General features: G+C 67.7%; 17 protein-coding genes. 6 read left to right on the plus strand and 11 right to left on the minus strand.

Going from position 1 to position 17965, the window contains the following annotated elements:
- Positions 1 to 44 precede the first annotated feature (44 nt).
- The 6 genes from ADE01S_RS00250 (at position 45) to ADE01S_RS00275 (ending at position 6216) form a co-directional block, all read left to right on the plus strand.
- Positions 45 to 755 (plus strand): Bax inhibitor-1/YccA family protein, encoded by a 711-nt coding sequence (locus ADE01S_RS00250; RefSeq protein ID WP_062679462.1) that lies wholly within the window; start codon positions 45 to 47, stop codon positions 753 to 755.
- A 77-nt stretch (positions 756 to 832) separates the two neighbouring features.
- Positions 833 to 1750 (plus strand): aldo/keto reductase, encoded by a 918-nt coding sequence (locus tag ADE01S_RS00255; RefSeq protein ID WP_062679463.1) that lies wholly within the window; start codon positions 833 to 835, stop codon positions 1748 to 1750.
- Positions 1751 to 1754: 4 nt separating this feature from the next.
- Positions 1755 to 3041 (plus strand): NTP/NDP exchange transporter, encoded by a 1287-nt coding sequence (locus ADE01S_RS00260; RefSeq protein WP_062679856.1) that lies wholly within the window; start codon positions 1755 to 1757, stop codon positions 3039 to 3041.
- Positions 3042 to 3131: 90 nt separating this feature from the next.
- A complete protein-coding gene (locus ADE01S_RS00265; RefSeq protein WP_062679464.1) occupies positions 3132 to 4100 on the plus strand; it encodes a Bug family tripartite tricarboxylate transporter substrate binding protein in 969 nt (322 codons plus the stop codon).
- 31 nt (positions 4101 to 4131) lie between these two features.
- Complete coding sequence (locus tag ADE01S_RS00270; protein WP_062679465.1) at positions 4132 to 5112, plus strand: M14 family metallopeptidase; 981 nt, start codon at positions 4132 to 4134, stop codon at positions 5110 to 5112.
- A 6-nt stretch (positions 5113 to 5118) separates the two neighbouring features.
- The gene (locus ADE01S_RS00275; protein WP_062679466.1) at positions 5119 to 6216 is read left to right on the plus strand and encodes a pyridoxal-phosphate dependent enzyme; all 1098 of its coding nucleotides are present in this window, start codon (positions 5119 to 5121) and stop codon (positions 6214 to 6216) included.
- 72 nt (positions 6217 to 6288) lie between these two features.
- Here ADE01S_RS00275 and ADE01S_RS00280 read toward each other — a convergent pair whose 3' ends face one another.
- From ADE01S_RS00280 to fabF, 11 genes are all read right to left on the minus strand, one after another.
- Positions 6289 to 7197, minus strand: coding sequence for a LysR family transcriptional regulator (locus ADE01S_RS00280; protein ID WP_062679467.1), 909 nt, complete (start codon positions 7195 to 7197; stop codon positions 6289 to 6291).
- A gap of 18 nt (positions 7198 to 7215) precedes the next feature.
- Positions 7216 to 7803: a DNA repair protein RecO gene (gene recO, locus ADE01S_RS00285; RefSeq protein WP_062679468.1), complete on the minus strand. Its 588-nt coding sequence runs from the start codon at positions 7801 to 7803 to the stop codon at positions 7216 to 7218.
- Entirely contained in the window at positions 7796 to 8686 is an 891-nt protein-coding gene (gene era, locus ADE01S_RS00290) for a GTPase Era (protein ID WP_062679469.1), read from the minus strand. The genes recO and era overlap by 8 nt, the downstream gene beginning before the upstream one ends.
- Entirely contained in the window at positions 8683 to 9444 is a 762-nt protein-coding gene (rnc, locus tag ADE01S_RS00295; RefSeq protein ID WP_062679470.1) for a ribonuclease III, read from the minus strand. The genes era and rnc overlap by 4 nt, the downstream gene beginning before the upstream one ends.
- Positions 9445 to 9446: 2 nt before the next feature.
- Positions 9447 to 10331 carry a signal peptidase I gene (lepB, locus tag ADE01S_RS00300; protein WP_062679471.1) on the minus strand — a complete coding sequence of 295 codons (885 nt, stop codon included), beginning with the start codon at positions 10329 to 10331 and terminating at the stop codon, positions 9447 to 9449.
- Positions 10332 to 10354: 23 nt separating this feature from the next.
- Positions 10355 to 12148 carry a translation elongation factor 4 gene (lepA, locus tag ADE01S_RS00305; protein ID WP_062679472.1) on the minus strand — a complete coding sequence of 598 codons (1794 nt, stop codon included), beginning with the start codon at positions 12146 to 12148 and terminating at the stop codon, positions 10355 to 10357.
- A gap of 337 nt (positions 12149 to 12485) precedes the next feature.
- Entirely contained in the window at positions 12486 to 13961 is a 1476-nt protein-coding gene (locus tag ADE01S_RS00310; RefSeq protein ID WP_062679473.1) for a DegQ family serine endoprotease, read from the minus strand.
- A gap of 39 nt (positions 13962 to 14000) precedes the next feature.
- The gene (locus tag ADE01S_RS00315; RefSeq protein ID WP_082775641.1) at positions 14001 to 15065 is read right to left on the minus strand and encodes a MucB/RseB C-terminal domain-containing protein; all 1065 of its coding nucleotides are present in this window, start codon (positions 15063 to 15065) and stop codon (positions 14001 to 14003) included.
- Positions 15065 to 15577: a sigma-E factor negative regulatory protein gene (locus tag ADE01S_RS00320; RefSeq protein ID WP_062679474.1), complete on the minus strand. Its 513-nt coding sequence runs from the start codon at positions 15575 to 15577 to the stop codon at positions 15065 to 15067. The genes ADE01S_RS00315 and ADE01S_RS00320 overlap by 1 nt, the downstream gene beginning before the upstream one ends.
- 12 nt (positions 15578 to 15589) lie before the next feature.
- Complete coding sequence (gene rpoE, locus ADE01S_RS00325; protein ID WP_062679475.1) at positions 15590 to 16189, minus strand: RNA polymerase sigma factor RpoE; 600 nt, start codon at positions 16187 to 16189, stop codon at positions 15590 to 15592.
- Positions 16190 to 16684: 495 nt separating this feature from the next.
- Entirely contained in the window at positions 16685 to 17914 is a 1230-nt protein-coding gene (gene fabF, locus ADE01S_RS00335) for a beta-ketoacyl-ACP synthase II (RefSeq protein WP_062679477.1), read from the minus strand.
- Positions 17915 to 17965: the final 51 nt, after the last annotated feature.

Here is a 17965-nt window from a genome sequence, read left to right on the forward strand (position 1 = left end):
AGCCTATCAGGCAACCCTTATTCTGCCGCACACAGGAGTTCTTCATGAACGAATATCGTCCGTCCCCTTTTAACCGTTCCGGCGCGATGGCCGGCGCGCCGGGCGAGGTCGCGCGCAACAAAGTCCTGCGCAACACCTATTGGCTCCTGGCGCTCTCGCTGATCCCCACCGTGCTGGGCGCCGCCGTGGGCCTGTACACGGGCGTCAACCGCGTCATGGGCGCCAGCCCCGGCCTGTCCGCGATCGTGTTCCTGGTGGGCGCGTTCGGCATGATGTTCGCCATCGAAAAGAACAAGAACAATTCGCTGGGCGTCGTCCTGCTCCTCGCCTTCACCTTCTTCATGGGCATCATGCTGTCGCGCCTGCTCGGCTTCGTCATGGGCATGAGCAACGGCTCGCAGCTGGTCATGACGGCCTTCGGCGGCACGGCGATCGTGTTCGGCACGATGGCCACGCTGGCCACGACCATCAAGCGCGACCTCTCCGGCATGCAGAAATTCCTGTTCATCGGCGCGGTCGTGATCCTGGTCGCGGCGCTGGCGAACATCTTCCTGCAGCTGCCCGCGCTGATGCTGACGATCTCGGTCATGGCCATCGTCATCTTCTCGGCCTTCATGCTGGTCGACCTGCAGCGCGTGGTCAACGGCGGCGAGACCAACTACGTCTCGGCCACGCTGGCGATCTACCTGGACGTCTACAACGTCTTCTCGAACCTGCTGATGCTGCTGGGCATCTTCGGCGGCAACCGCGAGTAATCGCAGCCTGCCAACCGCTCCCGGGGCCTGCATTCGCGTGTAGGCCCTTTTTTTTCGTCCCAGGCAAGGAGAGGCCCATGCCCGACCGCCGCCGCTTCCTCCAGGCCGCCGCAGGCGCCGCCCTCATCGGTCCCACCCAGGCCGCCCGCGCGCTCAGCCAGCCGCCGCCGATGCTGGCCCGGACCATCCCGGCGTCCCGCGAGGCGCTGCCCGTCATCGGCCTGGGCACCGCCGACACCTTCAATGTCTCCCCCGCCGATGCCGCGGCCATGGCGCCGCTGGCCCAGGTGCTCGACAGCCTGCTGCAGGCGGGCGGCACGCTCATCGACACGGCGCCCAGCTATGGCCAGGCCGAAGCCGTCACCGGCGCCCTGCTGGCCCGCGGCGGCGGCCTGCGACAGCGGACCTTCCTCGCCACCAAGATCAGCACCCAGGGCCACGAATCCGCCATGCGCCAGCTGCGCCAGTCCCGGAAGGCGCTCGGCAGCGACAAGCTCGACCTGGTCCAGGTGCACAACCTGATCGACACCGCCAACCAGCTGGCCCTGCTGCGCGACCTGAAGCGCCAGGGCGTCATCCGCTACGTGGGCATCACCCATTACGCGGACCACGCCCACGACGAACTGACCTCGCTGGTCGAGCGCGAGCGACCCGATTTTCTGCAGGTGAACCTGTCGGTGGGCGCCCGCAACGCGGAAAAGCGCCTGCTGCCGGCCTGCCAGGCCCACGGCGTCGCGGTGCTGATCAACCGGCCGTTCCAGGACGGCGCGCTGTTCCGCCAGGTCAGGGGCATGGCGCTGCCGGCGCTGGCGGCGGAGATCGATTGCACCTCCTGGGCGCAGCTGTTCCTGAAATTCATCATCGGCCATCCCGCCGTCACGGCCGTCATCCCCGCCACCTCCAAGCCCGCCAACATGGCGGACAACGCCCGGGCGGGGTTCGGGCGGCAACCCGATGCTGCTCAGCGGGAGCGCATCGCCGCCCTGCTGGGTTGACGCCATGACGGCCGCGAGCACCCTGCGGGGCCGGGCGGCGCAAGCGCTGGGCATACGCGTCGAGGAGCTGGCCCCGGCGGCCTGCGGCTTCGCGTTCTTTTTCTTCCTCTTCTGCGGCTATTTCATGCTGCGCCCCATCCGCGAGACGATGGGCATACAGGCCGGCGTCGATCAGCTGCAATGGCTGTTCACGGCCACGTTCGTGGCCATGCTGGCGGTCGTGCCGCTGTTCGGCTGGCTGTCGGCCCGCGTGCCGCGCGCCACCCTGGTCACCTGGGTCTACGCCCTGTTCGCCCTCACCATGGCGGGCTTCGCCGCGCTGCTGTACCTGCGGCCCGGCAGCGTCTGGGTCGCGCGCACCTTCTACGTCTGGCTGTCGGTCTTCAATCTGTTCGTCGTGTCCATCGCCTGGAGCCTGATGGCCGACGTATTCCGGATGGAATCCGCCAAGCGCCTGTTCGCGCTGATCGCGGCGGGCGCGAGCGCGGGCGGGCTGTCCGGCCCGCTGCTGGGCGGCCTCCTGGCGGGCGCCCTGGGCCCGGCCGGCCTGCTGCTCCTGTCGGCGCTGCTGCTGGCGGCCACGCTTCCGCTCAAGCGCTGGCTCTTGCGCTGGCGCGCGGCGCACCGGGAGGACGCCGCCCCGGACGACATGCAGCGTCCGATCGAAGGCGCCATGCTGGCCGGCATCTCGCGCATCTTCCAGTCTCCCTACCTGATGGGCATTTCGCTGCTGGTGGTCCTGCTGGCCACGCTCAGCACCTTTCTGTACATGGAGCAGGCGCGGCTCGTGGCCCACGCCTTTCCCGACACCGCCCAGCGCATCCGCGTCTTCAGCACGCTGGACTTCGCGGTGCAGGCGCTGTCCCTGCTGTCGCAGGTTTTCCTCACCGGCCGCGTCGCCGCCAAACTGGGCCTGCGCTTCCTGCTGACGGCCGTGCCGCTGGCGGTGGCGGCCGGCTTCCTGGCCCTGGCCGCCTACCCCGTCTTCGGCGTCCTGGCCGCGGCCATGGTGGTGCGTCGGGTGGGCGAGTACGCGCTGATCAAGCCCGGGCGCGAAATGCTGTTCACCGCGGTGCCGCCGGAAGACAAGTACAAGACCAAGAACGTCATCGACACGGTGGTCTACCGGGCCGGCGACGCGGCCAGCGGCTGGGTCAAGGCGGGCGTGGACATGCTGGGCTACGGCGCGGCGCTGATCGCCTTGCTGGGCGCGGTCTGCGCGCTGGGCGCCGCCGCGGTGGGCTACGGGCTGGGGCGGCACGCCGATGCGCGCAAGCCGGACGAGTTTTAGATTTTTCTGAATACTCATATCACTGGAGCAAACGGATTCCCCAGGCGGCCGCCGCACAATGGCACCGCTCTCAACGCCTCGGGAATCGTCATGAACCGCACCGCCACCGCCTGCCTTGCCGCCCTGTCGCTTTGCCTGGCCGCGCCCCTCGCGCTGGCCGACTACCCGGAACGCGCGATCACGCTGATCGTGCCCGCCGCGGCCGGCGGCAACGCCGACATCACCGCCCGCCTGATCGGCCAGGAGATGAGCCGCCAACTGGGCCAGCCCGTGGTGGTCGAGAACCGGGTCGGCGCCGGCGGCCGCATCGGCACCCAGGCCGTGGCGCGCGCCGCGGCCGACGGCTACACCATCGGCTACGCGCACGTCGGCACGCTCGTCCTGCATCGCTTCCTGTTCAAGCAGCAGCTCTACGACCTGGACCGCGACATCGCGCCCATCGGCCTGGTGGCCGAAACGCCCAACGTCATCGTGGTGAACGCGGCCTCGCCCTATCGCGACCTGAAGGGTTTCATCGAGGCCAGCCGCGCGCAGCCCGAGCGCCTGACGATGACCTCGGCGGACCCGGGCACGACCAGCGAAGTCGGGGTGAAGCTCTTCATCGCACAGACCGGCGCCGCCGTGCGCCAGATTCCCTACAAGGCCACCGCCGCGCAGCTGTCCGACCTGCTCGGGGGCCATGTCGATTCCATGATGGAAAACCTGCCGCCCCTGATCGGCAACCTGAAGGACGGCCGGCTGCGCGCCCTGGCGGTCACCACCAAGACCCGTGCCGCGTCCAACCCCGACGTGCCGACCGTGGCCGAGCAAGGCTATCCCGACTACGAGCAATCGGCCTGGAGCGCGCTGGTCGCGCCCGCCGGCACGCCCGCGGCCGTCATCGCCCGCCTGAACACGGCGATGAACCAGGCGCTGCGTTCGGACAGCGTCAGCAAGGAATTGCGCAGCCGCTCCCAGGAACCCCTGGGCGGCGCGCCGCAAGACGTACAGACCCAGATTCGCAAGGAGCTGCCCAAATGGGAAGGCATCATCAAGGCCGCCGGCACCACGCTGGATTGAGCGGCGCCCCGGCGCGCCAGGGAGCCGCCGCATGGCGACGGTAAGCCGCGAGGACTTTTCCTGCGCCGCCGCCACCAACGAGTCGGCCTATCGGCGCGTGACCGTACCGGTGCTGAAGATCGAGGCGGGGCCGGGGCCGGCCGTCGCCCTGATCGCGGGCGTGCACGGCGATGAATGGGAGGGACAGGCCGCCATCCTGGACCTGTGGCACCAGTTGCCGGGCATCCTGCAGCGCGGCACCGTCTACCTGCTGCCAGCGGTCAACGCCGAGGCATCCCTGGCCGGCACCCGCCTGTCGCCCGCCGACGGCGGCAACCTGAACCGCGCCTTCCTCGGCGCACCGGCCCGGGGCTATACCGAGAGCGTGGCGGCCGCGCTGGAGGCCCGCCTGCTGCCGCGCATCCAGGCGATGGTGGACGTGCACAGCGGCGGCGCGTCGCTGCGCTACCTGCCCTCTTCCGTGATCACCCGTTATGGCGACGACGCCTACGACGCCCGCCTGCCCGCGCTGGCGCGCGCCTTCGGCCTGCCGCAATGCGTGTTCTTCCGCGGCAACGAAGCCGGCTCCATGCCCGCCGCCGCCAGCCGCCATGGCATCGTGCGCCTGAGTGCCGAGATCGGCGGCGGCCGGGAAACCAGCGGCAGCCTGGTCGAACGCTGCCGCGAGGGTCTGCTGGGCTGCCTTGGCGAACTGGGCCTGCTGCCCGCCCGCCCCTTGGCGCGCGACGCCGAAGTCCGGTTGTACGACCTGGACGCGCCCGCCGCGACCCTGCGCGCCCGGGAGCCGGGCGTGTTCATCCCGGACGTCGAGCTGGGGCAATCGGTCGCCGCCCGCCAGCAGATCGGCCGGCTGATCGAGCCCGCCCGCCCCGATACTCCCGCGCGCGTCCTGGCCAGCCCGCAGGCCGGCACGGTCGTCTGCCTGCGCGCCATCGCCCGCAGCGGCGACGGCGACTGCCTGTTCCAGATCGCGCCCGCCCTCCCCCTGGATTCCCTCCCATCGAGGTACTGAAGAACCATGCAGATGAACCCGAGATTGTCCGGCCTGCGTTGCATCCGCTGCGACAGCCTGTGGCCCCCGGCCGACTACCCCGAAGGCTGCCCCAGCTGCCTGGAAGCCGGCCACCCCGCCTCGCTGGAATGCCGCTACGAGCCCTCGGCGGACCCAGCCATGCCGCTGCCGGTGCTCGCCCCCGTCACGCTGGGCGAAGGCGCCACGCCCTGCCTGGACGCGCCGGCGCTGGCGCAGGCGGAAGGCGTGGGCCGGCTGTGGCTCAAGTGCGAAAACGCCAACCCCACGGGCAGCCACAAGGACCGCATGGCTGCCCAGCTGGTATCGCGGGCCCGGCTGGCCGGCGCCACGCGCGTGGCGGCGGCCTCCAGCGGCAACGCGGGCGTATCGCTGGCCGCCTATTGCGCGGCGGCGCGCCTGGAGGCCGATATCGCCATCACCCGCGACTGCCCGCCGCTGCAACGCGACGCCATGCAGCGCTTCGGCGCGAGGCTGCGCGCCTTCGACGACAGCCTCAGCCGCTGGCCCTATATCGCCGACCTGTGCCGCAATCACGGCGCGTTCGCCGGCACCAATTACCTGAATCCCCCCGTCGGCACGCACGCCTACGGCGTAGAGGGCTACAAGCCCATCGCCCGCGAAATCTTCGATGCCTGCGGCGTGCCGACGGACATCGTCGTGCCCGTGGCGCGCGGCGACCTGTTCTGGGGCATCTTCCTGGGCTGGCAGCACCTGCAACGGGCCGGGCTGATCGATCGCCTGCCCCGGATGCACGCCGTGGAGCCGTATGCCCGCCTGTCGCGGGCCCGGGCAGCCGGCGACGCGCGCAAGAACTGGGAAGGCGTGACCGATCAGTATTCGATCGCGGGCAGCACGAGCACCTTGCAATCGCTGGAAGTCCTGTCGCGCTCGGGCGGCTCGCCCGTCGAGATCTCCGACGCGGCCGCGGCGCAGGCGCAGCAGCGCCTGGAGCGCGTCGGGCTGGCCACGGAGCTTTCTTCCGCCGCCGCGCTGGCCGCCGTCTCCCGGCTGCGGCGCGCGGGGCTGGTGGATGCCGAGTCGTCCGTCGTGCTGCTGCTGACCTCGGACGGGCGTCGCGGCTAACGGACTCGGCCGCGGCCGGCCGAGTTCGGGGCGGCCGGCGGACATCCCGGCCACTGGCGGCCGCCGCGGCGGCTAGACGCCGAAGCTGTCCACCAGCGGCGCCAGCGCGCCGCGCAGGCAGGTGGCCCAGAATTTTCCCGCCTCGGACAAGGGGCGGCTGCCATGCAGGATCATGTGGCATTCGAAATGCACCGGCGCGGCCAGCGGCCGGTAGCTCAGCCCGGCCGCCTCCATGCCGACCGCGGTGGCGGGATTGGCGATGCCCACCCCGTGGCCCGCCAGCGCCAGTTGGCACACGGTGCTGGAATACGGCGTCTCGATCGCCACCTTCAAATGACGTCCCGCCTGGGCCAGCAGCGCGTCCAGGCGCTTGCGCGACCCGTCCTCGGCATTCAGCGCGATCACGTCCACCTCGGACAGGTGCGAAAACTCCACGCGCTCCAGCCGCGCCAGGGGATGGCCCTTGGGGAAGACCGCCACGGCGCGCAGGCTGGCCAGGCGATGGCCCCGCAGCCCCTCCAGTTCCGACTCGTCCGCCACCGCGGCCAGGTCCAGCTCGCCCGACACCACCATGTCGCGCAAGGTGTTGGAGTCTCGGATCTGCAGGTACAGCGCCGTATCGGGGTAGCGCGCGCGGAAGCGGGAAATGGCGTCGCTCACCACCGCGCCGCTATAGGCATGGATGCAGCCGATGCGCAGCCGCGGCTGGGCGGCGCCGCGGATCGCGCGGATCTTGCGGCCCAGGCTTTCCAGCCCGACGTTCAGGCGGCGGATCTCCTCATACAGCAGGGTCGCCTCGGGCGTGCGCTGCATGCGCTGGCGCACGCGCTCGAACAGGCGCAGCTCGATGCTGGCCTCCAGCGCCGCCAGCGTCGCGCTGACGGTAGCCGGGGAAACGTCCAGGCGCCTGGCGGCGGCGGTGACGCTTTCCGTCTCGTAGACGGTGCGGAAGGTCTCGACCTGCTTGAGCGTGAAGGTCATGGCCGGGACGCGATGCGTTCAGATGCGCTGCAGGTCCAGCAGCACGCGCCGGGTCGACAGCGGCCGGCCGGCCAGGATTTCGGCCAGGCGCTCGCGCAGATCGCGGCGCAGGGCCGGCTCGATCGCCGGGTCGTCGAAATCGGGCGGCGCTTCGTCCACGCCGTAGCCCGTCTCGCGCAGCAGCGTCCATTCGAAGCGGCGCAGCGCGCCGGCCGCGCGGGTGCCGCCCGACAACTGCTGCAAGGCGGTGTCGTAGGCATCGAACAGCAACGGATGGGCGTCCTCGCGCGGAAGCAGCCGCAGCAGCAATTCGTTCATGTACCAGGCCGACATCAGCGCGGTGCCGGTCAGCGGCCGGATGCCGGCGATCTCGGCCCGCGTCAGCGTCTTCACTTCGCCGTTGCCGGTCCATGACAGCAGCAAGGGCTGGAACGCGGACAGCACCGGACGCAGCACGGAATACGGGCGCTTGGCGCCCTTGGCGACCATGGCCACGCAGCCGTGGTCGCGCGAAAAAGTCTGAACGATGAGGGAGGTCTCACGCCACGCGGTGGCGTGCAGCATATACCCCGGGCGATCCTGGACGCGAGGCGCCCGTCTACTCATAGCCCAGGTCGCGCAGCGCACCCTCGCGGTCGGACCAGCCCTTGCGCACCTTGATGTAGACCTCCAGGTGCACCGGCTTGTCCAGCAGCTTGGCAATGTCCTGCCGCGCCTCCGAAGCGATGCGCTTCATGTGCATGCCGCCCGTGCCCAGCAGGATGGGCTTGTGGCTGTCGCGCTCGACCACCACGCAGGCATTGATGCTGGCGCCCTTGCTGGTTTCTTCCCACTGCTCGATGACGACGGTACAGCCGTAGGGCAGTTCGTCGCCCACCAGGCGGAAGATCTTCTCGCGCACGAGTTCCGCGGCGATGAAGCGCATGGGCCGGTCGGTCAGCGTGTCTTCCTCGAACATGGGCTCGCCTTCCGGCAGCCGCGCCGCGATTTCCTGCAGCAGCTGGTCCAGCTGCTGGTTCTTGGTGGCGCTCACGGGCACCACGGCCCCGAAGGGATGCAGCGCCATGATCTTGGACACGAACGCGAACAGATCGTCGCGGTTCTTGAGGGCGTCGATCTTGGAGACGACCAGGATGGTGCGTTCCGGCGAGGGCAGCAGCGGCAGCAGCTTGGCGTCGCCTTCGGACCACTTGCCCGCCTCCACCACGTGCACCACCACGTCCACGTCGGCCAGGGCCTGCGTGACCACGCGGTTCATCATGCGGTTCATGGCGCCGCCATGCCGCGTCTGGAAGCCGGGAGTATCGACGAAAACGAATTGCTCGTGCTCGCGCGTCAGCACCCCATGGATGCGGTGACGCGTGGTCTGCGCCTTGCGCGACACGATGGAAATCTTGGAACCGATCAGGGCGTTGGTCAGCGTGGACTTGCCCACGTTGGGACGGCCCACGATGGCAACGAAGCCGGTACGGAAAGGGGTATCGCTCATTTAGTCTCTTGAGCCACTGCCACGGGCAGCGACAATTGCGCGGTCTTGCGCGCCTTGCCCGACTTGCGGGCCGCCTTGGAGGCCGGGCTGACGGCCAATGCGGCCTCAAGCGCCAGCTTGGCCGCCGATTGCTCGGCCGCGCGGCGGCTGGCGCCCGCGGCCATGACTTTGATTTCGAGCGCCGGGATGGCGCACTCGACTTCGAACTGCTGGCTGTGGGCCGCGCCATGCGTGGCCACGACCGTGTACTGCGGCAACGCCAGCTTGCGGCCTTGCAGGAATTCCTGCAGCAGCGTCTTGGCGTCCTTGCCCAGGGTCTTGGGGTCGACCGACGCCAGCACCGGCTGGTACTGGCGCACGATCACGCGGCGGGCGGCGTCGAAACCGGCGTCCAGGAAAACGGCGCCGAACAGCGCTTCCACCGTGTCGGCCAGGATCGAGGGGCGGCGGAAGCCGCCGCTCTTCAGCTCGCCTTCGCCCAGGCGCAGGTACTGCGACAGTTCCAGGCGCTGGGCGATTTCCGCCAGCGAGGCCTGCTTGACCAGATTGGCCCGCAGGCGCGAGAGGTCGCCTTCGTCGATCTTGGAATAGCGCTCGAACAGCATCGCCGCGACGACGAAGTTCAGCACGGAATCCCCGAGGAATTCCAGACGCTCGTTGTGGCGCGAACCGTGACTGCGATGCGTCAGCGCCTGTTCGAGCAAGGCCGGATCACCGAAGTGGTGCTCCAGGCGGTTTTCTAGCGTGGCTAGCGACATAATCAGTTGAACCGGCCGATGCGGCTGAGATCGCTGAAGTTCATCCAGATGAAGAACGCGCGCCCGACGATATTGGATTCAGGAACGAAGCCCCAGTACCGGCTGTCCGCGCTGTTGTCCCGATTATCGCCCATTGCGAAAAATTGGCCCTCGGGTACTTTGCAGCGTACCCCATTGCGGCTGTATTGGCAGTTTTGACGGTTGGGAAATTGCCACATCGGGGCATATTCCTGCGGCTTGCCTTCATCCAGCAGTATTTTGTGCTCAACTTCGCCCAAATTCTCCTTATATTGCGCTATATAGGAGACGCGATCGGGTTCAAAGTAGTCGCCGTCGCGCACATGCGGCACCAATTCCCCATTGACATAGAGCTTTTTGTCGAGGTAGGCGATCTCATCGCCCGGCAGGCCGACCACGCGCTTGATGTAGTCGACGTCCGGATCCACGGGATAGCGGAAGACGAACACGTCGCCGCGCTGGGGCTTGCCGACTTCGATCACCTTCTTGTCGATGACCGGCAGGCGCAAGCCGTAGCTGAACTTGTTCACGAGGATCAGGTCGCCCGATTGCAGCGTCGGCAACATGGAGCCCGACGGAATGCGGAACGGCTCGACCACGAACGAGCGCAGCATGAACACGAAAAGAATGACGGGGAAGAAGCTCACCGCATATTCGATCCACCACGGCACGCGGCGCGCCGCGTCGCCCGCCTCGCGGCGCAGCCGCTCGGCCTCCTGGGCGTCTCCGACCAGGGCGGCGTCGTACTGCGCCATCGCGGCCTCGGCGCGACGTTCGCGGCCCCGCCGCAGCACTGCCAGATCAAGCACCCAGATAGTGCCGGTCAACACCAGCAACACAAACAGGATCAGGGCAAAGTTCCAACTCATCAGCTAACCGCCTTCATTTGGTTCTATTTGTCTTCCACTTGCAGGATGGCCAGGAACGCCTCCTGCGGGATTTCCACGCTACCCACCTGCTTCATGCGCTTCTTGCCGGCCTTCTGCTTTTCCAGCAGTTTCTTCTTGCGCGAGATGTCGCCGCCATAGCACTTCGCCAACACGTTCTTGCGCAGCGCCTTGACGTTCTCGCGCGCGATGATTTCCGCGCCGATGGCCGCCTGGATGACCACGTCGAACATCTGCCGCGGGATCAGCCCGCGCATGCGCGTGACCACGTCGCGGGCGCGATGGCGCGCGTTGCTGCGGTGGACGATGACGGCCAGCGCGTCGACGCGGTCGTTGTTGATCAGCAGGTCCACGCGCACTACGTCGGCCGAGCGGTATTCCAGGAACTCGTAGTCCATGGACGCATAGCCGCGCGACACCGACTTCAGCTTGTCGAAGAAGTCGAGCACGATCTCCGCCAGCGGGATCTCGTACACCAGGTGCACCTGGCGGCCGTGGTAGCTCATGTTGATCTGGACGCCGCGCTTGTTGTTGCACAAGGTCATGACCGGGCCCACGTAGTCCTGCGGCATGAACAGCGTGACTTTGACGATGGGTTCGCGGATGTCCGCGATCTTGCCCACTTCAGGCATGCGCGACGGACTTTCCACGGTAATCACGGAACCGTCGCGTTGCTCGACCTCGTACACCACCGAAGGCGCGGTGGTGATGATGTCCATGTCGAATTCGCGCTCCAGGCGCTCCTGCACGATTTCCATGTGCAGAAGGCCCAGGAAGCCGCAACGAAAGCCGAAGCCCAGGGCCTGCGACACTTCCGGCTCGAACATCAGGGCGGCATCGTTCAGCTTGAGCTTGTCCAGCGAATCGCGCAGCTGGTCGTACTCGGAGCTTTCCACCGGGTACAGGCCCGCGAACACCTGCGGCTTCACTTCCTTGAAACCGGGCAGCGGCTCGGCGGCGGGCTTGTTGGCCAAGGTGACGGTATCGCCCACCTTGGCATCTTCCAGCTGTTTGATGCCGGCGATGATGAAACCGACCTCGCCCGCCGACAGGTTCGGACGCTGCTGCGACTTCGGCGTGAACACGCCGGTCTGCTCGCACAGGTGGGTGGCGCCCGACGCCATCAGCAGGATCTTGTCCTTGGGCTTGAGCACGCCGTTGATGATGCGCACCAGCATCACCACGCCCACGTAGTTGTCGAACCACGAGTCGATGATCAGCGCCTGCAGCGGCGCGTCCGGATCGCCCTTGGGAGGCGGCACGCGGGCCACGACCATTTCCAGGATATCGTCGATGCCCATGCCGGTCTTGGCGCTGGCCAGCACCGCCTGGGACGCGTCGATGCCGATCACGTCCTCGACTTCCTGGCGGGCGCCATCGGGATCGGCCTGCGGCAGGTCCATCTTGTTCAGCACGGGCAGCACTTCCACGCCCAGTTCGATGGCGGTGTAGCAGTTGGCCACGGTCTGCGCCTCGACACCCTGCGAAGCGTCCACGACCAGCAGCGCGCCTTCGCAGGCCGACAGGGAACGGCTGACTTCGTACGAGAAGTCCACGTGCCCCGGCGTGTCGATCAGGTTCAGGTTGTAGATCTTGCCGTCCTGCGCCTTGTAGTGCAGGGCAGCCGTCTGCGCCTTGATGGTGATGCCGCGCTCGCGTTCGATTTCCATCGAGTCGAGGACCTGCGCCGACATTTCGCGGTCCGCCAATCCGCCGCAGCGCTGGATCAGGCGATCGGCCAGGGTCGATTTGCCGTGATCGATGTGGGCAATGATGGAGAAGTTGCGGATATGCTGCATGCTTGAAATTATAAGGGGACGGAACACTCGGCACAGGGCCGGAAGACACCGCCGCCGGAGTACGCACGGCTGACGAGAGGGGTGCCTGTGGGCATAGCCCGGGCAAAACGAGGGGGCGCCATGCGCCCCCTCTTGCGGCAACCAGGCATTTTAGCCGGTCTTGGCCCATTTTTGCCGGCGGACCGTCGCGGAGCGGAAATCGCCCTTGCCGCGGCGGCCGCAATCCCCGAAAGGGGCGCGGCGCCGGAACCGATTTCACCCTGCGGCCGCCCCGAGGCAAACCATGATGCATCCTCGGGGAACGGCAAGCGCACGACGTGCCCGCGGCCTGGGGCGCCTACTTCGACGCCGGCACCGCCACCCATTGCGTCTGGTCGCCGCGGCGCACCAGCAGGCCCGCCGCGCGTCCCTTGTCCAGCTTGGACACGAGTTCGCCGAATTGCTTGGCGCCGGTGACGTCGGTGTCGTTCAGGGCCAACACGATATCGCCTTCCTGCAGGCCCGCCTTGGCGGCCGCGCCTTCCGCGACCTTCACCTGGACGCCGCCCTTGATGCGCAGCTTCTTCTGCATATCGGCGGGCACGTCGGTCACGCCCAGGCCCAGCGCATTGGTGGCCTCGGGCACGGGCGCCGCGCCCGGCTTGCCCGCGGCGGGCGCCTTCTCGGTCGGTATCTCGCCGACCTTGACCGTCAGCGTCAGGGTCTTGCCCTTGCGCCAGACCTGCATGTCGGCGCGGGTGCCCGGCTTGGTTTCGCCCACGATGCGCGGCAGATCGGACCAGCGCTTGATCGGCTCGTTGTTGAACTTCAGGATCACGTCGCCCGGCTGCACGCCCGCCTGCTCCGCGGGGCCGTCGGCTTCCACGCTGCTGACCAGCGCGCCCTCGGCCTTGGGCAGGCCGATGGCTTCGGCCACGTCCTTGCCCACTTCGCCGATCTGCACGCCCACGCGGCCGCGCGTGACCTTGCCGGTGGCGCGCAGCTGGTCCACGACCCGCATGGCCTCGTCGATCGGGATGGCCAGCGAAATGCCCATGAAGCCGCCGCTGCGCGAGATGATCTGGGAGTTGATGCCCACCACCTCGCCGTCCAGGTTGATCAGCGGACCGCCCGAGTTGCCGGGGTTGACCGCCACGTCCGTCTGGATGAAAGGCAGGTATTCGCCGGTATCGCGGCCGATGGCGCTGACGATGCCCGACGTGACCGTGGAATCCAGGCCGAAAGGCGAACCGATGGCCAGCACCCATTGGCCTTTCTTCAACTTCTTGGGATCGCCGATGACCAGCGGGGTCATGTCCTTGGCTTCGATCTTGATCAGCGCCACGTCGGTGCGCTCGTCCGTGCCGATGACCTTGGCCTTGAACTCGCGGCCGTCGGTAAGCGTCACGTAGATGTCCGTCGCGTCCACGACCACGTGGTTATTGGTCAGGATGTAGCCGTCGTCGGAAATGAAGAAGCCCGATCCCACGCCGCGGGGCACGGTGCGCTCCTCGGGCTGGGGCTGCGGGCGCTGGCGCGGATTCGGCGTGCCGCCGCCGGGCGGCTGGAATTCGGGGCCGAAGAACCAGCGGAACAGTTCGTAGGGGTCGTTGCCGCCGCCCGGTCCCATGCCCCGCACGGGCACGGTCGCCGTGGTGCGGATGTTGACGACCGCGGGGTCGGCTTTCTCGACGATGCTGGTGAAATCGGGCAGCACCACGCCAGGGGACTGGGCAAGCGCCACGGGAGCCTGGGCGACCGACACCATCACGCCCAGCGTCGCCGCCGCCAGAAAGCGCCGGAAAAACGCATTCGACACTGACATTGCTTTCATAGACTTACTCCGAAATTTCGGCTTGCCGCGCCCGGCCGATCACTGGGATCCGGCGGCGGGCACGTATTCTGTGGACTCGGCAAGCTGCTCCAGCGTCGCCACGGGCACTTCGCCCACGGCGGTCAGCCAGAAATCCGCGATGCGCGTGCCATATACGGTAATCGAACCCCGCTGTGCGGCGCCATGGGGCGGGCGATGGCCGCGCTGGCTGTCGTACGGCTCGATGAACACCGAGATGGCCGCCAGCCCGTCGGACAGCACCATCTGGCTGACCGTGGCCCCGCGCCCCATGGAGCGCGCCACCTGCATGACCGGCTTGAAACCCTTGGGGGCCGGAATCCGCCATCCCTGGGCGGCGAGATCCACCGGCTTCATGGCGGCTTCCAGCACCTTCCAGTCGCGCGTGCTCCAGCGGGAGGTCAGCAATTGGGGATCGACGTCGGCCCCAAGGCGCAGCGAGGTGAACGACACCTGCTCCACCACGCCGCGGGCGGCATTGAGGGTCTGGGCCTTCAGCAACAGGTTGGTTTCGACGTCGGCGCACAGCCGATAGCCGTAGCGCAGTTTGTCCAGCGGCTCGATCGTGATCAGGCGGCATTCCCGGCCGGCCACGCGATGCAGCGCGGATTCGGTGCGGATCCGGTAGTTTTCAGACAGGTTGGCCGCGTCGCCGAGGAGCAGGCCGGGGAAGCGGTCGCCGCGGCGGCGCTCGATCAGCACCGTTTTGCGCTCGGGGATCAGGCACTGCACGTCGTCGTTGTGACGCAGGTATTCGCGGGGCTGGCCGTCGAGGATTTCGAGGCGCTCGCGCTCGCCGGTGCCGTCCAGGACGTGCACGAGGCGCGAGGACTGGATGGTCTCGCCCTGCTGGTACATGAAGACGCCCGCGTAGTCCTGCTTGCGGGCCGCCTGCTGGATGCGGGTCAGCAACTGGACCACGTCATCGGTGGCGGCCGGCGCGGCGTCGGCGGCGCGCGCGGGTTCGTGCGCGGCCAGGAAAGCGGTCAGAAGCGTTGCGGCAAGCCAGCCGGCGCGATGAGCCTGCAACGAAGCAGCGCGTCCCAGATTCAGCACCGGCCAGCGTGATGGAAGCACCAGCGCCATCAACGCCCCGCTCCCACGTCGAACGACACCTGCCGGACGGCGCTGGGGCCGGCCATCTGGCGATGGGCCTCCAGGTAATCGCGCAAGCCGGAATCGTCCGCCGCGGAGGCCGAAGCCGGCGAGCTGGCGTCGGCCAGCACGCGCACTTCACCGCCCGGCTCGCCGGTCAGGTAGGGCTGCGCCACCCAGGCGACGGTCGCCACGGCGGCGGCCACGGCCAGGCCGGACAGGCCCACGCGCAAAGGCGAACGGCGCCGAGGCGCCGCAACGATGGGCAATTCCGCGTCCAGGGCCCGTGCCAACCGGGTCTGGAAGGCCGCGCTGGGGGTCAGCGCCAGGTCGGCATTGCGCAGGGAATCACCGATCAAGTGATAGGTGTCCCAGGTCTGGCGTCCCTCGCGGGACAACAAGCCGGGAATGATGTCGTCGGATTCCTCTCCGTCCATCCAGGCGGAGACCGACTCCTCCCAGGAGGACTCGGGGATCACGACGGGTTTGGCTGCTGTTTGCATGACTGCCACTCCTTACCAGCGACGCTCGTCATCGGTGCCTAGCAATGGGCGCAATTTGGCTGCGATGGCTTCACGCGCACGAAAAATGCGGGAGCGCACCGTACCGATCGGGCAATCCATGCTCTGGGCGATGTCTTCGTAACTCATACCTTCGATTTCACGCAGGACGATTGCAGTGCGCAATTCCTCGGGCAATTCCTCGATAGCCGCGTTCACCGTCTCGGCGATTTCGCGGCTGGCGACCATTGATTCCGGCGTGCTTATATCGGTTAGGTTGTCGGTTTCGTTAAAAGTTTCACCGTCTTCCGTTTCTATCGCATTGGGCGCGCTCGGGCGCCGGCCTTGCGAGGCCAGCCAGTTACGCGCCGTATTGATGGCGATGCGGTACAGCCAGGTGTAGAACGCGCTTTCCCCCCGGAACTGGGGCAAGGCCCGGTAGGCCTTGATGAAGGCTTCCTGGGCCACGTCCTCGATTTCGGCGGGGTCGCGGATCATCCGGGCCAGCAGACGGAGAATCTTGCGCTGGTACTTGAGCACCAGCAGATCGAATGCTTTCTTGTCGCCCCGCTGCACGCGCGCGACAAGCTCGGCGTCGACTTCGCGCTCGCTCATGACGCCTCCCGCGGGCGGGCCGCCGGCCGGTCGTCGCGCCGCGCCGTGCCCGTCAGCAGGCACAGGCGCCGCCAGGACTCGGGTCGCAACGTCCGCTGCCAGACGGTGAGGGTGATTTTGCTATGAGTAAAGGCCGTACTCCCGGTGGGCAAGGGCTGCAGGGTGAGCGTGAGCCAGCGAGGGCCGCGATGCCGGTCCAGGAGGGTAGCCTCCTGCCAGCCTTGCGGCAGCCTCAGCCGCCACCGCCCCGCCCCTGCCGCCGTATGCAGCTCGGATACCGGGGACGGGCCGCTCCGCGCCAAGTGTAACAGCCCTGCCAGACCGAGCAGGAACGCGAGCGCCGCGCCTGCCGGCGCGGCCAGGCCGTGCCAGGACGCGGCCGTCAGCGCGCTGCCCGCGGCCAAGGCCAGCGCCAGGCCGTGAATCGCCCTGGCGCCGCTTGGACGCGAGACTGGCACGCGGAACGACCAACGCTCCCCTGCCGGGCCTTCCAAATCAGACCCGGCGAACGGCCATGGAGCCGTTGGTGCCGCCGAAGCCGAACGAGTTGGACAGGCCCACGTCGATCTTCATCTGCCGCGCCTCGTTGGCGCAGTAATCCAGATCGCATTCCGGATCTTGATTGAAGATGTTGATCGTCGGAGGCGAGACCTGGTTGTACACGGCCAGCGTGGTGAACACGGCCTCGATACCGCCGGCCGCGCCGAGCAGGTGCCCGGTCATGGACTTGGTCGAGTTGACCACCAGCTTCTTGGCGTGGTCGCCGAAAGCCAGCTTCAGCGCGTCGGTTTCGTTCTTGTCGCCCAGGGGCGTGGATGTGCCGTGGGCGTTGACGTACTGGATGTCTTCCAGGTTCAGGCCGCCGTTGCGCAGCGCGTTCACGATGCCGCGGCGCGGACCATCCTTGTCCGGGGCGGTGATGTGGTGCGCGTCGGAGCTCATGCCGTAGCCCACGAACTCGCCATAGATGCGCGCGCCGCGCTTCTTGGCATGTTCGTACTCTTCCAGCACCAGCACGCCGGCGCCTTCGCCCAGGACGAAGCCGTCGCGGTCGCGATCCCAGGGACGCGAGGCCGTCTGAGGATCATCGTTGCGGGTCGACAGCGCGCGCATGGCGGCGAAACCGCCGATGCCCAAAGGCGACACGGTCGACTCGGCGCCGCCGGCCACCATGACGTCGGCATCGCCGTACTCGATCAGGCGAGCGGCGTCGCCGATGCAGTGCAGGCCGGTGGTGCAGGCCGAAACGACCGCATAGCTCGGACCCTTCATGCCGTAGGCGATGGACAGGTGGCCGGAGATCAGGTTGATCAGCGAACCCGGCACGAAGAACGGCGAAATGCGCCGCGGACCCTTGGACAGGTATTCGACCTGGGTTTCTTCGATGCGCGGCAGGCCGCCGATACCGGAACCCACGATCACGCCGATGCGCTCGGCATTGGCTTCGGTGACTTCCAGGCCGCAGTCGCGCCATGCCTGCATCCCGGCAGCCAGGCCGTAATGGATGAACGTATCCATCTGGCGGGCTTCTTTGGACGAGATATAGGTGCTGATGTCGAAGTCTTTGACTTCGCCGGCAATGTGCGTGGTGATGGCCGAGGGATCGAAACGGGTGATGCGGCTGATGCCAGAACGTCCGTTGACGATATTGTCCCAAGCGGTGGTCAGGTCGTTCCCCACGGGAGAAACGATACCCAGGCCGGTGATGACGACACGTCGCTTCACGGATGACTCCTCAAACAGACAAAAGAAAGGCGGTTTTCGGGATGCGCTGCA

Source organism: Achromobacter denitrificans NBRC 15125 (assembly GCF_001571365.1).
Lineage (GTDB): Bacteria > Pseudomonadota > Gammaproteobacteria > Burkholderiales > Burkholderiaceae_B > Achromobacter > Achromobacter denitrificans.